We start from the raw sequence: 16,679 nt of genomic DNA, 5'->3' as shown, positions 1-16,679 counted from the left end.
TTGTCGTTTTTGAATTCAGTTATGAGGGCGTTGTTTTTGTCGCAACGTGACCTCATCAGGTTCAACGGATATTGAGCCAGTAATGAGATGGTATCAGGATGGGAACTTCATGTTAAATACACCAATTAAATTGTTAGAGAAAATTCAGAATAGCGTTTCTTTCCGAAATAAAATATTTATATTTATCTTAGTCTCCATGGGATTTCAGTTAGCATTTATCGCCGATAATTTCCGCAGTGCTCTTTTGAATACACTTGAGCATCAGGTTGGAACCCGGGCATTGGTGCAGGCGGAAGAAATCGCCAGTGATCCTTCTATTATTAAGGCTGTCAGCCAAAGGAATATCCCTGAATTAGAATCTATTGTCGGACGTCTTCGGAAAATATCAGATGCGAATTTTATTGTTGTTGGTGATGACAAAAAGATTCGTTTGTCTCATCCCGTAACCGATTTAATCGGGACGCCAATGCAAAGTACTGATAACGAGGGAGTATTACAAAAAGGCAAGTCTTATATCTCATTTAATTCAGGGAGTTTAGGGTATTCAGTCCGTGGAAAAACACCGGTAAAAAATAGTCAGGGTAAGATTATTGGTGTTGTTTCAGTCGGATATCTAATCGATAGAATTGACGGTTGGCTGATAGAATACGCGAAGCCGTTATATCAGGACTTTTTTATTATACTATTTATTACTTTAGTTGTGGGGTGGTTATTCTCAAACCACGTTAAAAAGAATATGAATGGTAAAGAGCCCGCAGAAATTGCTTTTGCCTATAATATGCGTAAATCCATAATGCAATCGGTATACGAAGGTATTATTGCTATTGATAAAAAAGGAAAAATCCTGACGGTGAATAATACGGCTCGTGCGCTGATTGGCACCGAAAAGAGCCCCAAAGAGTTACAACAACATAATATTACTGATTTTATAAATCAGGGGCAGTTTTTTTTCCATACACCATTCGAAGAAAACTTAAACGACGAACTTATTAAAATTAATAACAATGTTCTTATTGCAAATCGAGTGGCTATTTTTGATCAGGATAAATTTATCGGCTGGGTGATAAGCTTCCGGAAAAAAGAGGAAATTAGTTCACTGACCAAAGAATTAGCGCAGGTTAAGCAGTATACCGATAGTCTTCGTGCACTCAGAGATAATTATGAAAACAGGATGTCCACTGTCGCAGGATTACTTGAGATGGGTGATATAAATACGGCTCTTGAATTTATCTACAGTGATAAACATCGTAAGCAAGAAATTATAGATTTCATTGTTGAACGTATACATTGTAAGCAGGTTGCCGGTATTTTAATTGGTAAAGCTGCCCGTGCGAGAGAGTTGGGGCTTGAACTACAGTTTGATCCTCTGTGCCAGTTGATGGATGAAAAGAGAGCTATCACGATCAGTGAGCTTTCAGCAGTTATCGGTAATTTGCTTGATAATGCTTTTGAAGCATCACAGAAAAACCCAGAAAGTAATAATGTAGTTTCTTTTCTTATTTCTGATGCCGGAAAGGAATTAGTTATTGAGGTGAAAGATAATGGTTGTGGTATTGATCCTGAATTTGCTATGACAATGTTTTCTAAGGGAGTATCAAGTAAAAATGCCCCAGAGAAAGATGCCAGTGGTGTCGGACTCTATCTTATCAATCGTTATGTTAACCATGCAGGAGGCGTGATTTTGGTAGACGATGCGAAACCGAAAGGAACTATTTTCTCTATTTTTATTCCTAAAACTGAAATCATTGAGAATGAAGTGGTGGAAACAGAATCAGAGGTGTAATGATTCATAGTGCCTTTTAATATTTTTGCCTCTGAATGACGAAAATTAAAACCATAAAATGCATTGATGTTGTTAATGCCAAAGCGAAGCATGAAGAATATCATTTTTAGTATGCTTATCTCATAGCAAAATAGGATTTTACAAAGTTTGTCAGGTTCCAAATGGTTCAATCAAAATAGCAAGAAAAGTGGTTTTCGTAACGTAATATGATTGATAGAAATGGAGCACTTTAATACGAGTATGATAAGTCATGATTTCAAATAATTTTTTTAAGCTGTTAATGGACGATTGTGAGATCTGTCAGAAATCCGCCAGTGGTAAACTACAGCTTAATATCTGTGAGCTTGCGGGGAATATGGCTTATCATGCAATAATGCTGGAAATACACCTCACACCTAAAGCCGGTCTTATTGATTGCTCATCCGAAAGCATTCAGGAGAAGATTGATATTGATACGTCTATTGCCAGTGCAAATGTGCTCAGAACGTACATGAAGGAATTTGTTCAAACAGGCATGGAAATGAAGCATAAAGAAGCCTGGCATTTATTTCCGGCGTTGCAGGAAGTGGGATTAAAGGCTGAAAAGGATGTCTTAAAAGCGGCAAGTGGGAAAATATCGCAACGAGGTATGATTTTCACACTTGGCCTAATCTGTGGGGCTGTTGGTTGGTTATTTGGCCGAAAGCGGTCATTCGATGCGGTGCAGATTCGGAGAGTTATTACTTTTTGTTGTGCTCCCCTTACGGCGGGACAGCAAGGTTCTTCTGTAACAGGTAACTCCTGTTACAAGAAAGTATCCGGAGTACAAACAGAAGCGGCACAAGGTTATCCGACTATTTTTCATCATGCGTTACCTGCTTATGAAAAATCTATCGAAGCAGGACAATCAGAAGAACAGGCTTTATCAAAAACACTTTTGGTGCTTATGGCAAATAGTCATGACACCAGTATCATTAAACAGGGTGGTCTTGAAGGATTAGCTTACGTTCAGGATTATGCTTTTGATATGTTACTTCACCCCTCGACAACTGACGTGGAATTTGAAAAGAAAATCTTAGCCTTTGACCGAGAATTGAAGCAAAAAAAACTGTGCCCGGAAGGAAGTGCTGTGTTACTGGCGGCTACCTGGCTTTTAGCTCAGTTAAATATTTGTAATGAAAGAATATGATACATGTTAGCGTATGTTATTCTATCAGGAATATATTTTCCTGAAAGACTGTTAGGTTAGAAAAGTTTTTACTTAGATGATCAATAGATCTTAAGAGGGATGAGTTAACAAGTGAAAAAATTCTTCGTCATAATTATCTCTTCTCTCATTTGTGGCTGTTTAGGGATGCCCGATTCCGTTGTTCCGGTAAAACAGTTTGAAGTAGACCGGTATTTAGGTAAATGGTATGAAATAGCCCGGCTCGATCATTCTTTTGAACGTGGCCTCACCAATGTTACGGCTGAGTATCGTTTGCGTAGTGATGGTGGCATATCTGTTTTAAACCGGGGGTTCTCTGAGAAAAAAGGGGAGTGGCAGGAAGCGAAAGGGAAAGCTTATTTTGTCAATAATCCGGATGATGGCTATCTTAAAGTGTCTTTTTTTGGTCCTTTCTATGGTTCTTATGTCATTTTTTATTTAGACAAAGAGAACTATCAATATGCGTTTGTCTCTGGCCCGGATCATTCTTATTTGTGGTTGCTCTCCAGAAAACCGAAGGTAGAACCGTCGGTCTCCAAAGCGTTTAAAACACTGTCTGCAAAACTGGGCTTTAATACAAAAAATATCATTTGGGTTGATCAAAAGGGGCCTTGGGAATAGTTAAGAATGTCTGCATTTGCCCCTTAATGCCGCCCGTGTGAGTTATTACTCTGAAACTTGAGAGTATTGTTCGGCAACCGATTGATAAAAAAGAGTAACGATGTTTTTAAGAACGGGCATAAGCTGGCTGGCTTTTTTCTGATCCCAGGAAAAAGGTGGTTTTTCAGTCATATAATTGGTTTGTGCCAGCTCAAGTTGCATCGCATGCTGATGTTGTTCCGGTAAACCGTATGCCCGGGTAATATGCCCACCTTTAAAACGTCCGTTAATAATCCAGGAGTAGTTCTGGCTGAGACAGTAATTTTTCAGCTCGGTTACGGTTTGGCTTTTACAGCTTTTATCTGTGTTTGTGCCGATATTTAAATCAGGCAGAGGGCCATCAAATAATCTGGGTATGCAGGAAGCTATGGAGTGGGCATCAAATAATACCGCGTATCCGAATTCATCTTTGAATTGCGTTAACACGGACTGGATCTGTTGGTGATACGGTATCCAGATCTGTTTCAGATATTCCTTTCTGGTTTCAGCGGAGGGGGCCTGTCCATCTTTATAAACCGGAGAACCATTAAATAAGGTGGTGGGGAAAAGTCCGGTAGTTGCTGTGTTATAAAGAGGCTGATCATCCGCCGGACGGTTCAGATCGATCACAAAACGGGAATAATTGGCGACGATCATATGAGCTCCCATATCAAGTGCAAACTGATACAGTCTTTTTACGTGCCAGTCGGTATCCGGCAGGCTTTTCGCCTCATTCGTGAGTCCTGTTTCCACTTCTTTTGTCAGGGATGTTCCTGCATGAGGAATGCTGATCAATAGTGGAATGCTTCCCGGAATATAATGAAATGGGGTCATAACAATTCTCCTCCTGACAGAGTATTGCATATTTGTATATGTGTAGTATAAATATGTATATACAAATTAGCAGGGAAAGCCAGAAAGATGAAGCAGTTTTTTATTGATGATGCTTATGTCCGGGGTCAGTGGGAAAAAAATGTGTTTATCTCCGTTGATGATAACGGATTGATTGATCAAATTACTCCGGATGCCCGGAAAGACAGTGAAGCGTTACATATTAAAGGGATCGTTATTCCCTCCATGCCCAATCTCCATTCACATGCTTTTCAGCGGGCAATGGCGGGATTATCTGAGGTCGCCGGAAACCCTAATGACAGTTTCTGGACCTGGCGTGAGCAGATGTATCATCTGGTTGAACGCTTGACGCCGGAACAGGTTCATGCGATTGCAGCCTACCTGTATGTTGATATGTTGAAAGGAGGGTACACGCAGGTCGCAGAATTTAATTATCTTCATCATGATGTGCAGGGACGCCCTTATAAAGACGACGATATGTCGGAACAATTGAAAGCGGCCGCGAAATATACCGGTATTGGTCAGACATTATTACCGGTGTTGTATTCCTTCAGTGGGTTTGGTGATCAACCTGCCCATTCTTCGCAGAAGCGCTTTATTCAGACGACGGAGCAATATTTAAGTCAGTTTGAAACGTTATCCGGCAATCAGGAAAGCCTGCAAAATTCGGGTATTTGTTTTCACTCACTTCGTGCGGTCAATGTGCAACAGATACAAGAAATCCTTGATGCTTTACCTGACGGATTGCCGGTACATATTCATATTTCAGAGCAGCTAAAAGAGGTGAACGACTGCCTCGAATGGTGTGGTCAGAGGCCGGTTGAGTATCTTTGTCATAATATGAATGTGAATGAACGGTGGAATTTAATTCATGCAACTCATCTTTGTCCGGATGAAGTGACGGCTATTACACAACGTGGTGCCGTTGCTGGTATTTGCACCACGACTGAAGGCAATCTGGGGGATGGTATTTTCCCTATGGTTGATTTTTTGCAGCAGAATGGACGTTGGGGAGTCGGTTCCGATAGTCATGTGTCTCTGAGTGCTATTGAAGAGCTAAGATGGCTGGAATATGGACAACGCTTAATACATCATAAACGGAATTGTCTTGTGACCTCTGAGAATAAATCCGTGGGAGAGGTTTTATGGACTCAGGCTGCGAAAGGCGGAGCTCAGGCCTGTGGTTTGAGACTGGGTGTACTGGATACCGGCTATCGCGCTGACTGGCTGGAACTGAAGCCTGATGAATGGATGTCCTGTCTGCCCCGGGAACAATGGTTGAACCGTTGGCTGTTTGCAGGAGAAAAATCTCAGATAGACAATGTTTATGTTGCCGGGTGTAAAGTTATCAGCAACGGACATCATCCTTTGGAAGAAAAATTATCATCAGATTTTCGAGTTGTCATGAAAAACCTGATCCGATAACTGTTTCTATCTGTGGTGCCCTTTAAAATGACCGAGCAGTTTGTAGCGGGAACCCGGATACAGGAGTTTTGAATAGGTGACGATTTTATTTTCACTCCAGGTTTGCCGGCGAATAAGAAGACATGGTTCAAATTCATCAATATTCAGATAAGCCCTTTGACGGTTTGTTGGCATAACCGCTTCAACAATGTGTTCTCCGGCGGTAAGCGGGGCGATTTTCATCAGATAGGTATAGGGTGTCTGATTTTGATAATCCTGATGAAGATAGTCCGGAGCCATCTGCGGATTAACCAGTCGTTCTTCGAGTTGAACCGGAACCTGGTTTTCGTAGTGGATGATATGAGAATAAAATATTTTATCGCCGGTACTGAGCCCCAGCACGGCTGCCTGTTCCGGATCGGCGCGTATCTCTGTCAGAGAAAGCAGTTTACTGGTATGGGTATGTCCTCTTTGGGTGATTTCTTCTGCAATATTATGAACTTCTAACATAGCGGTGTAGCCTTTCATTTCAGCGACGAAAGTACCAACTCCCTGCATTCTGAACAGATAGCCTTCCGCTGTTAGTTCGCGCAGGGCCCGGTTAATTGTCATCCGGCTTACACCCAGTTCAGAAACGAAATCACTTTCAGACGGGATTTTCTGGTTGCACTTCCACTTACCGTTTGCGATATGGTGAACAATGGCATCTTTGACGCGTTTGTAAATTGGTGCCGGGTTGTCTTCCATTTTGCTTATCAGATGTTTTGCGAGAGGTTTATCTGCCATCTACATGCTTACCAGTTTATTAGGGGGATAAAGCTATCTTAGCGTGAAATAGTTTTAGATGTATATACAAGTTAGGTGTAACATCGGATAAATAAGTGAAATGAAATAATATTCAGTCGATTGTACATGTAAAAGGACGATACATGATTTTAAATTCAGAGGATTACAGAAATAAAGCCAGACACATTCTGCCAAAGTTTGCATTCGATTATGTTGACGGAGGAGCAGAATCAGAATCCACGATGCAGCTAAACCGTCATGCTTTTTCTAAATGGGGATTTATCCCATCCGTACTTGTTGACTGCGATGAACGGGATACTTCTGCCAACTGGTTTGGAAATACGTTTTCAGCCCCGTTTGCGGTGGCTCCTACGGGATATAATGGCATGCTTTGTCATTATGCGGACGAACACCTGGCTCTGGCTGCCGGTCAGAGTGGTATTCCTTATATTCAGAGTACGGTCTCGACCAGTTCCATTGAAGAAATCGGAAAACACAATCTGAAGAATCACTGGTTCCAGCTGTACGTTTTGCGGGACCGTTCAGTGACGGAAGATCTGCTATCACGGGCAAAACATCAAGGGTGTGAAACATTAGTTGTCTCTGTTGATGCGGTGTATTTTGGTAATCGTGAGCGGGATAAACGAAATTATTCGAAAGCGTTTCATTTATCGTGGAAAAGTAAGTTGAATATTGCCATGCACCCATATTGGGTCGGGAAAGTGATCCTGCCTCAGGGCGTTCCCGGCTTTGGTAACCTGATTCCTTATCTTCCTGAAAAATACCGGAAAGGCGTCAGTGCCGCCGCATACTTTGCTGAGCAGATGGATCCGACATTAGACTGGGAAACATTAAGCTGGATACGCAGTCTGTGGGATGGAAAACTGGTGATTAAAGGAGTGATGAGTGTAAATGATGCCAGACAGGCGATTGCAAGAGGTTGTGACGGCATTGTATTGTCTAATCATGGAGGGCGTCAGTTAGACGGAACCATCAGTCCACTGGATATGCTTCAGGATGTGAGAGAAGCGATAGGTCAGACCCCGCTATTACTGGTTGATAGTGGATTCCGTCGTGGTACCGATATTGTAAAAGCCATTGCTCTGGGCGCGAATGGTGTGTTAATCGGGCGGCCTTTTTTATATGCGCTGGCAGTGGAAGGTCAGAAAGGTGTAATGAAAGTAATGGACATTCTTAAGCAGGAAGTTGGTCTTACCATGGCTCAGCTTGGCTGTAAAACCCTCGGTGATATTGATGCTTCATTGCTGAAATCGCTGTGAAGTCGTGGGAAAAGCAGGAGAGGCTTTATGCTTTCCTGCTGAACGAATCAAATGGCAGCCAGATAGCCTCCATCCACATAAATGACCTGTCCGGTAATATATTTTGAGGCATCTGAAGCCAGAAAGATAGCGGTGCCGATCAGATCATCCAGTTCTCCAAAACGTTGCTGAGGTATTTTACTCAGCATTTGTTCACACCAGTTTTTGTCCTCGTAAAACACTTCGGTCATTTCAGTCTGAAAATAGCCCGGACCGATACCATTGATCCGGATTCCCTGCGAAGCCCATTCTGTACTTAATGCTCTGGTTATGCCTAAGACTCCGGATTTCGATGCCCCGTACGGAACGGCACCGGGAACTCCAACTTCACTGGTTAATGAACACAGATTAATAATGGAACCATGGCCATTTTTTATCATTTTTTTTGCGGCGGCCTGGGCGCAGAAAAGTGAACCTTTCAGATTGGTATCAATGATTTTGTTCCAGATATCTTCCGTCAGATCCAAAGACGGGCAAACCCGTTCGGTTCCTGCGTTATTGATCAGAATGTCAATATTGTCAATTTGGCTGAATACCTGTTTGATATTGGATAGATTGGTTACGTCGAGTTCGAACGCTTGTAGGGTTCCGGATACGTCACCAATACTTTCAATGGCTTTCTCAAGATCCGTCTGAGAGCGGGCGGTAAGCATCACATTAGCACCGGCTTTCGCAAATCCATCAGCAAGCGCTAACCCTATTCCCCGGCTTGCTCCGGTGACTAATACATTTTTTCCAATAACCGAAAATCGTGAATCATTCATTTTTTTCATCCTGAGATATCGATATCTTATCAAGCCAGTTACTTAAACTGCTTTCTGATGAATTCGCCAGACTTACCGCAATGGCAAATCCCAGAGGTGAGCTATGAGTGGTATGAGAACTAAGGCCGTTAGCCCGGAGGTCCATGACGAGTGTCGGGCAACAGAATAGCCCCATCCGGATGATTTCTTTCCAGTCAGAAGGTAGTACATTCTTTCTCTGTAAGAAGGTAATAAGAGGTTTCCAGTAGTGAGTGACTTTTGATTCTAAAAATAAGCCTCTGAGACGGGAGAGCTGCCAGTTGTGCGTGACGATAATCCGGTTCGATTCAGGATCGTATTGGGCGGTAACCTCATACTGTTGTTCAGCCAGTGACGGTTCGTATAACCAGTATGGATGGGCGTATATATTGTGAAATGTGGCTTTTATCTCAGCCAGTAACGCGGGAATGTATTCCCCGGCAAAAGCTGGGTCGAATAAGGATAGGATGGCTTTTTCTCCGTCTTCATACCACACATTCGCATTATGAGCATCACCATGAGCCGTGACCACTCCGTGACGGGCTAAATGCTCAGGTTGTAATTTTTTTGCAGACAGGGTGAATAGTTCATGAATGGATAAAGGGAAAAGGTCTCCGTTTATTTGCCATTTTGCATGAGAGAAGGTCTCCCAGTCCAAAATGACATTTCCCAGCTGAAAACGTTTATTTACATAAAATGTGTTTACCCGACCGCCGAATCCATCCGGATTTTTACCATCGGTTAATCTTCGGTAAAATAGTTGGTGTATGGCTTCAGCACCGACCTGTTCTGCCGTGGCCGTTTTATAGGATTGCAACGTTTTCGACAGTGTTAATTTATCGAATTCAATCTGGGCATCAACAACTGAAAAAAGAAGATCCGGATTGTGACCGGATTCGATTTCCCGGCAGACATCCGCCAATCTACTATCATTTCTTTTGTTGTACAGCAGGATTTGTCTTCCCGGTTCTTTACAGGCGAAAACCGGAACATCAACCGGAAAGCCATGTTCTTTGAGTAATTCTGCCCGGTAATATTCCTCAATGGAGTGTTCTTCGCCTTCTTCATGATGATACTTGAAAAAGTACTCACGACCATTGCTGAGAGAGACGAAGCCATTCAGTGAATTCAGGCTGTATTGATCGCGGTTGATTGACAATTGGATGACGTCTGATTCTGTGAGTTCAGATATTAGTGTTTTCAGCTTTTCCGCTGCACCATTCCAGTCTCCTTTTTTACTCAGGGCATGTGCCTGAGCGGCGAGGGGGGCGCTCAGAATGGAGGATGTCATTTTTATTCTCCCTGAATGCGTTGGCGTACTTCTGACACGGCAAGAGCATGGCTGGAAAAACCTTCGTATTCAGCAAGACGTTTCGCATTTTCTGCCAGTTCAGGATAACCTTCTTTGGTGACATAACCGATGGATATGCGTTTCATATAGTCAAACACGGATAGCGGTCCGGCAGTTTTTGCTGCGCCATTCGTTGGCAAAACCGCGTTGGGACCCAGAACAAAATTACCTAAAGAGATCGGAGTATGTTCACCCAGTAAGATCTCTCCGGCATTCCGGATTCTGGTCATGGTTGCCATCGGCTCTGTCGAGTGGATTTCTAAATGCTCCGGAGCGTATTGATTGACAAACTCAATCGCGTGTTCGAAGTCTTTTGTCAGAATGATGCCGCCATGTTCACCACACAATACTGTCTGGGAAAAGCTTGCACGTTGTTCCGGCATTTTCTGCCAGTATTCGGGTATGGCTGTCAACGCTTCATTTGCTACCCGTTCGGAGGATGTAACAAGAAATGCGGATGAATCCGGGCCGTGTTCTGACTCTATCAGCAAGTCCAGTGCGGCAAGTTTTCCATTTGCAGAATCATCGGTCAGAATGATGCTTTCACTCGGACCTGCCGGTACTCCCGGATCCAAAAGGTGAGCCAGTTGCTTTTTGGCTGCAACGACCCAGGGGCTGCCCGGCCCCACGATTTTCAGACATTTCGGTACCGACTCAGTGCCAAACGCGACGGCAGCAACACCTTGTGCGCCACCACATTTATAGACTTCTTTAATACCAACCAGCCGAGCTGCCACTAATGTTGCATCATCAACTTTGCCATCCGGACCCGGAGGGGTAATGATAACCGGTCGGGGGACACCGGCAACGACAGCAGGAACCGCGGTCATGATCAGCACACTTGGAAAAGAACCTTTTCCTCTGGGTACATAGCAGGCCACCGCATCAATCGGGACATGCCTGTCACCGGCAAACGCACCGGGCTTCATCTCTTTCATCCACATTTCTTCCGGTTTTTGTGCCTGATGAAATGCCCGGACATTTTCAACGGAATATTTTATGGTTTCGATTAATTCCGGAGCGAGGTTGTTAAAGGCGGCATCAAATTCGCTTTCTTCCGCTTTGATTGAAAAGGTTTGTGGAATAACGCCATCAAAATCCCTGGCAAACTGAATTAAAGCGTCATCGCCTTTTTCTTTTACTTCATGAATAATCGGTGTGACTTTTTCCGTAAAGAAGGATAGATCCGATTCGGTTCTTGCCAGCAAATTTGCCGGAATTTCTGTGGAATGGGTTAAATCAAAAAATGAAATAGTCATTATTTAAATCCTTTTCTTTATATCCCTGTCTCTATGCCATTTCTAATGGTTGACTGATCCTGTCGTAGACATGTTGTTGCAATTCCGCAAATTCATTGGTGCGGGTAATAGAAAGAGGCCTTGGCCTTTCAAGATCAACATCGAGGGTTTCATCGATTGCGCCTGGTTTCATGATGACGATTCTGTCTGAAAGATAGACCGCTTCCTCAATATCGTGAGTAACGAACATGACGGTCAGACGGTGTTTCTCCCATATTTCCAAAAGCAACTGTTGCATTTGCTGGCGTGTCATGGCATCGAGTGCACCAAATGGCTCATCCATCAGTAAAATTTTGGGCCGGTAAGAAAGTGCCCGGGCGATAGCAACGCGCTGTTTCATCCCACCGGAAAGCTCTGCCGGCCATTTGTCTGCTGCATTTCCAAGTTTGACCAGTTCCAGATGTTGCTGGGCCAGTTCAATGCTTTCGGAATGGTTATAACCGGCCGCCTTGAGAGCAAACTCAATATTTTGTCTGGCAGTCAGCCAGGGAAGGAGCGTGTACGACTGAAACACAACGCCACGATCAATTCCCGGACCTTTGATTGAGCTGCCATCGACCAGAACATCTCCGGAGTCAAAATCTTCAAGGCCTGCCGCGATTGAGAGTAAAGTACTTTTTCCACAGCCAGATGCTCCGACTATGGATACAAATTCATTGTTTGCGAGTGTCAGATTTATATTATCAAGAACAACGTTCCGCTCTCTTTTTTTAGCAGGATAACTCTTGATTAAATGATTGATTGTCAGAGTCGCCATGCTTAACCTCGCTTGTTATACCGGAATAAGAAACGTTCGGCTGCGCGCATAATTTGATCCGTAATGAGTCCGAGAACGCCCAGCAGAAGGATATATCCAATAATGGTATCAGTTTGAAAATAACGCTGAGAAACGACGATGCGGTAACCCAGTCCGGAGGTAGAAGCAACAAGTTCTGCTAATACAAGCCATGTCCAGGCCCAGCCGAGACTGATTCTTAATGCATCCCAGATGTCAGGCAAAGCGGATGGAAGAACAATTTTGAACAGGATTTTTCCATCATTCATTCCCAGAGTCCGGCCTAATCCGATGAAATCTTTCGGTACCCGTTTTACGGCATCGATCATCATTAAAACCTGTTGGAAAAAGGTACCGATCCAGATGACAAGGAATTTTTGAAAATCGTCCGTTCCCGTCCACAGAATCGTCAGGGGTACAAAGGCAACCACAGGCATGTAACGAATGAAGTCAACAAGAGGTTCTACCATTGCTTTTACAAAACCGTAGCATCCGGCCAGAATTCCGATAATGATCGACATGACTGATGAAATTAAAAAGGCGATCATAATCCGGTAGAGACTGCTTTGAAGGTCTTCCCATAAGATTCCCTGACTGGCTAATTTTATCAGCCGGTTCCAGACCTGTTCTAAACCGGGTAAAAATATCGGTTTTACTTTTCCTGTTGAGGTTGCCAGCCACCATATAACGAAAAGGATGATAAACGTTGCTATACCAATGCAGATTGCCTGCGTTTTGGTCGGTGTTTGCCCTATGGTGAATAATGTTCGTTTCAATGTCTTTCCCTGTTTTGTCTTGTTTTTAATTGGAGAGCCGGAGCTCTCCAGATCTGTCACAGACATTTTATTCTTTAGTTTCAATGAATGAAGGATCAACAACCTGCTTGAAGGTTAAATCAGCTGAAATAATATTGGCTTCATTTGCGGCTTTCAAAATATGCGGGAAAGTTTTGTTTTTGAATTCACCGTCTAACATGGATTTGTTCGTTGGAATATCAAGGTATTCTACGCCATCAAAAGCCGTTGACAGTTCTTCCGGGCTGGCGCCGACCGCTTTAGATATAATCTCTCTGCCACGTTTCGTATTGTTATTATATTCCTTCAGTGATTTAGCCCATACATCGATTAACGCGGTGATCTGTTCCGGATGTTTATCGATCACTGACTGGCGAACGACTAATACGTCACTGATTAAACCTGGGTCCGATGCACCGCTGTAAAGCATTTTAATGGATGCATCATTGTTTTTAGCCGCTGTTAGGTATGGCTCATAGGTTACGGCAACAGGGACCTGACCGGCGATAAGTGCACTGCCTGCATTTGATGCCGGCATTGGGACCGGTATGATGTCTTTTATGGTTAAACCGATTGAGCTTAATGCACTGTGAAGCAGAATATCACTGGTTGTTCCTTCTTCGTAGGCAACCCGTTTTCCTTTCAGGTCTTTAAGTGATTTGATTTTATCAGAAGTGATTAGAGCATCGGCGGTTTCACTCTGATCAAGCAACATAATGACTTTAATTGGCAGACCGGCTGAGATCATGCCCATTGCCGTGTGAGTGGCAATGTTCGCTACATCAATCTGACCGCTGGCTAATGCGGCATTGATGTCTTTATCTTCGGCAAAGTTGACAATATCAACGTTTTCAAAGCCTTCTTTTTTGAACAATTTGTCCTGTGCTGCGATGTGCCACAAGCCATAACCTAACCAGGGTTCAATACCCATTTTCATTTTACCCAGATTTTCTGCCAGCGCATTTGATGAACACAAAACTGCCAAAGATAGGGTAATGGCTTTAGATAATTTTTTCGCGCAATTAACCATCATTATCGTACTCTCCCTGTGATAATTGTCTGTTATTGTCGTATTGGTTATATATGTATATACAAGTTAACATGCACCTGCCGTGCCATATCCGGATTCTTATACCGTTCCTTGTATTGATTGAATTATTGATTAATTACTTAATTATGTACAGCACCAAATTTGTTCAATTTTGTTTTTTTGACCTGAATGTGTGCGATAAACGGTCAGTATGGATTCCGACGCTTGCCCGTTTCAATAAAATCAGCCTGTTTCGTTAAGAATTGCCTTCAGGCTGGTTATAAAGTGCTGATTTTCTTCATCAGTTCCGATTGAAACCCGCAGATAGTTTGTGTAGTTTTTCTCAGCCCAGGGTTTGACAATAACCCCTTTTGTAAGAAGTCTTTCTGCTATATTGACCGAAGGCATGGAGGTTGAGAAAAAAAGAAAATTACCCTGAGAGGGGATGGGATTTAAGTCTAATTTTGTCAGTTCATTAAAAAGCATCGCCCGGGCTTGTTTGTTCCAGATGAGCGTTTTTTCCAGATGTTTTGCATCGGCTAAAGCGGCAATGGCTGCTTTTTGGGCTAACCGGTTAACATTGAAAGGCAGACGCACTTTATTCAGGTATGTTGCCATGTTTTCAGTTGCACACAGAGCATAACCAATCCGCAAACCTGCCAGTGAATACGCTTTCGACAGTGTTCTGAGTAAGATGAAAGGCTTACCGGATGATTTCAGTTTTTCGAGTACGTCACAATAGCCATCTTCGCAGGCCGCAAATTCAAAGTAGGCTTCATCAAAAACAAAGAGTGTGTCAGATGACTGGTGAGAGAGTAGCTGATCGATTTCTACGGAGGAAAGTGTACACCCAACAGGATTACTGGGACTGGCAATGAAAAAAAGTTTGGGTCGTATGTGCTCCAGTTTTTGTGTTAAGTCATCAATATCGAATGTCAGTGCGTCTGTCATTTGGGAAATAATGACATTGGCACCATGGGACTCAGGGTAGAGAATGTGCAATCCGAATGAAGGTGTGACAGTAAGAACGGAATCACCGTCTTCCAGAAAAGCATGGCAGAGCATGTTGATGATATCTTCAGAACCATTACCAGTAACAATATGAGAAGGGGGGGTATCGTAGCGTTGACCAAGTGTCACTTTTAATTCATGGCATCCGGGATCCGGATAATGCGCCAGATTGTGCATTTCATTAAGAACTTTTCTGACCGATTCCGGTGTTCCGAAAGGGTTTTCATTGCTGCCGAGCTTGGCAATTTTTGAAACGTTGTACTTTTTCTTTAAAGCCTCAACGGAAAGACCCGCATTGTAGTCATGTAGTGGGGCAACATAGTGACTGACCAGTTTATCGACGATTTCATCCATGGTTTGCATCTTATTCTTTCCTTATACCAGATTCATCTGTCCCGATGTTTACGAATAAAATTAGTATATACATGTATAGTTTTTAAGCGCATTAGTCCAGAAATAAATCAAATTACCCAAATGTTAATTTGTTGGGGTAATTGTTAATTTAAGGAGATTTCAAGAGAGTGGATTACATGGTCAGCACATGATTGAGATAATAAAGCAGCTATAATGGTGGTGTGTAGATGTTGTTGGTGCATTATTTCATCATCTTATTTGTGTGGTAATCAGAAATAACTATTTCACAATTTTTACAAATAAATTTGTTATTAGCTCTGTTTGATGAAAAAAAGCTGTGATATATATGTATATACAATTTCTTGCGAGCTTGTCGAATGAAAGGCAGTGTCGCGTAGATTTTGTCTCACTAGCGAAAAAATGGATTTTATGTCGGTTGAACCGAATTCTGCTGAATGGAGAATGAAAATGCGAAAACAAAAAGTGGCTTGTGGATTAGGAAAAGCAATTTTATTGCTTTCGGGACTGCTTGCTTTTACAGCAAACGCGGACGTTTTATCGGATATCAAAGCAAAAGGTGAGCTGGTCATCGGTACGGAGATGCAATTTGCCCCTTTTGATTTTCTGAAAGGGAATAAACATGTCGGGCTTAACAAAGATTTCTTTGATGAGGTGGGCAAAGAGCTGGGTGTAAAAGTCAGTTATGTTGATTTACCGTGGCCGAGTGTTTTACCCGGGCTGGAAGCGGATAAGTTCGACATGGTTGCCGGTCCGGTGACCATTACTAAGGAACGGGTTAAAAGATATAGCTTTACCTATCCGATTGCGGATGCCTCTGTAGCGCTGCTAAAAAAACGTGGTGATAGCCGGATCAGTAAACCATCGGACATCGCCGGAATGACCATTGGTGTACAAAAGTCTTCGGCTCAGGAACAGCAGTTAAACGATTTTTCTGCAACATTATCAAAACCGGTTGAAGTGAAAAGCTATGTTGATTTTAACCAGGCGTATTCTGAAATCATGACGGGACGCGTTGCCGCGGTTGCAAATGCATTACCCAATATCGGATACATGGCGAGTCAGCATAAGAACTTTGAAGTGGTGATGCCTCCGTTTGGTAAAAAGACCTATTTTGGCTATGTTGTCCGTAAAGATGAAGATTCGGCATCATTACTGAAAAAAATCGACGACATTATGGTGAAAATGGAAAAAGATGGCCGGATGAAATCGATTCAGAAAAAATGGTTTGGTGTGGAAATGAGCCTGCCAGAGGAAACTGTGGTTCCAGTCATCTAATTTGTCAGGGAGGATCCGG

At 42.9% G+C, this 16,679-nt stretch carries 15 protein-coding genes; 6 read left to right on the top strand and 9 right to left on the bottom strand.

Going from position 1 to position 16,679, the window contains the following annotated elements:
* The first annotated feature begins 109 nt into the window (after window positions 1-109).
* The 3 genes from LRQ06_RS02195 to LRQ06_RS02185 all read left to right on the top strand — a co-directional run bounded on the left by LRQ06_RS02195 (window position 110) and on the right by LRQ06_RS02185 (window position 3,590).
* Complete coding sequence (locus tag LRQ06_RS02195; RefSeq protein WP_232764807.1) at window positions 110-1,783, top strand: ATP-binding protein; 1,674 nt, start codon at window positions 110-112, stop codon at window positions 1,781-1,783.
* A 250-nt stretch (window positions 1,784-2,033) separates the two neighbouring features.
* Window positions 2,034-2,951 (top strand): triphosphoribosyl-dephospho-CoA synthase, encoded by a 918-nt coding sequence (locus LRQ06_RS02190; RefSeq protein WP_232764806.1) that lies wholly within the window; start codon window positions 2,034-2,036, stop codon window positions 2,949-2,951.
* 111 nt (window positions 2,952-3,062) lie between these two features.
* Complete coding sequence (locus tag LRQ06_RS02185) at window positions 3,063-3,590, top strand: lipocalin family protein (protein ID WP_232764805.1); 528 nt, start codon at window positions 3,063-3,065, stop codon at window positions 3,588-3,590.
* Between the two features lie 45 nt (window positions 3,591-3,635).
* On the opposite strand, the gene hutG is transcribed toward LRQ06_RS02185, so the two are convergent.
* Window positions 3,636-4,442, bottom strand: coding sequence for an N-formylglutamate deformylase (gene hutG, locus LRQ06_RS02180; RefSeq protein ID WP_232764804.1), 807 nt, complete (start codon window positions 4,440-4,442; stop codon window positions 3,636-3,638).
* A gap of 87 nt (window positions 4,443-4,529) precedes the next feature.
* Between hutG and LRQ06_RS02175 the strand changes: the two genes are divergently transcribed.
* A complete protein-coding gene (locus LRQ06_RS02175; RefSeq protein ID WP_232764803.1) occupies window positions 4,530-5,885 on the top strand; it encodes a formimidoylglutamate deiminase in 1,356 nt (451 codons plus the stop codon).
* Window positions 5,886-5,891: 6 nt separating this feature from the next.
* Here LRQ06_RS02175 and hutC read toward each other — a convergent pair whose 3' ends face one another.
* Window positions 5,892-6,650, bottom strand: a complete 759-nt coding sequence (gene hutC, locus LRQ06_RS02170) for a histidine utilization transcriptional repressor HutC (RefSeq protein WP_232764802.1) — start codon at window positions 6,648-6,650, stop codon at window positions 5,892-5,894.
* Window positions 6,651-6,793: 143 nt separating this feature from the next.
* On the opposite strand from hutC, the gene LRQ06_RS02165 reads away from it, so the two are divergent.
* Entirely contained in the window at window positions 6,794-7,930 is a 1,137-nt protein-coding gene (locus tag LRQ06_RS02165; RefSeq protein ID WP_232764801.1) for an alpha-hydroxy acid oxidase, read from the top strand.
* A gap of 47 nt (window positions 7,931-7,977) precedes the next feature.
* On the opposite strand, the gene LRQ06_RS02160 is transcribed toward LRQ06_RS02165, so the two are convergent.
* The 7 genes from LRQ06_RS02160 to hisC form a co-directional block, all read right to left on the bottom strand.
* The gene (locus LRQ06_RS02160) at window positions 7,978-8,733 is read right to left on the bottom strand and encodes an SDR family NAD(P)-dependent oxidoreductase (protein ID WP_232764800.1); all 756 of its coding nucleotides are present in this window, start codon (window positions 8,731-8,733) and stop codon (window positions 7,978-7,980) included.
* On the bottom strand, window positions 8,726-10,042 hold the full coding sequence (locus tag LRQ06_RS02155; RefSeq protein ID WP_232764799.1) for a hypothetical protein: 1,317 nt from the start codon (window positions 10,040-10,042) through the stop codon (window positions 8,726-8,728). The genes LRQ06_RS02160 and LRQ06_RS02155 overlap by 8 nt, the downstream gene beginning before the upstream one ends.
* Before the next feature lie 2 nt (window positions 10,043-10,044).
* Window positions 10,045-11,361, bottom strand: coding sequence for a histidinol dehydrogenase (gene hisD, locus LRQ06_RS02150; RefSeq protein ID WP_232764798.1), 1,317 nt, complete (start codon window positions 11,359-11,361; stop codon window positions 10,045-10,047).
* Between the two features lie 31 nt (window positions 11,362-11,392).
* Window positions 11,393-12,157 carry an ABC transporter ATP-binding protein gene (locus tag LRQ06_RS02145; protein WP_232764797.1) on the bottom strand — a complete coding sequence of 255 codons (765 nt, stop codon included), beginning with the start codon at window positions 12,155-12,157 and terminating at the stop codon, window positions 11,393-11,395.
* 2 nt (window positions 12,158-12,159) lie between these two features.
* Entirely contained in the window at window positions 12,160-13,017 is an 858-nt protein-coding gene (locus tag LRQ06_RS02140; protein WP_232764796.1) for an ABC transporter permease, read from the bottom strand.
* Between the two features lies 1 nt (window position 13,018).
* A complete protein-coding gene (locus LRQ06_RS02135) occupies window positions 13,019-14,002 on the bottom strand; it encodes an ABC transporter substrate-binding protein (RefSeq protein WP_232764795.1) in 984 nt (327 codons plus the stop codon).
* A 240-nt stretch (window positions 14,003-14,242) separates the two neighbouring features.
* Entirely contained in the window at window positions 14,243-15,373 is a 1,131-nt protein-coding gene (hisC, locus tag LRQ06_RS02130) for a histidinol-phosphate transaminase (RefSeq protein ID WP_232764794.1), read from the bottom strand.
* A 459-nt stretch (window positions 15,374-15,832) separates the two neighbouring features.
* On the opposite strand from hisC, the gene LRQ06_RS02125 reads away from it, so the two are divergent.
* On the top strand, window positions 15,833-16,660 hold the full coding sequence (locus tag LRQ06_RS02125) for a transporter substrate-binding domain-containing protein (protein ID WP_232764793.1): 828 nt from the start codon (window positions 15,833-15,835) through the stop codon (window positions 16,658-16,660).
* Window positions 16,661-16,679: the final 19 nt, after the last annotated feature.

Source organism: Vibrio salinus (assembly GCF_021272385.1).
In the GTDB taxonomy this organism is placed as follows: domain Bacteria; phylum Pseudomonadota; class Gammaproteobacteria; order Enterobacterales; family Vibrionaceae; genus Vibrio; species Vibrio salinus.
Note: the sequence above shows the minus strand (reverse complement) of the source record. Positions and strands in the feature narration are given on the sequence as shown.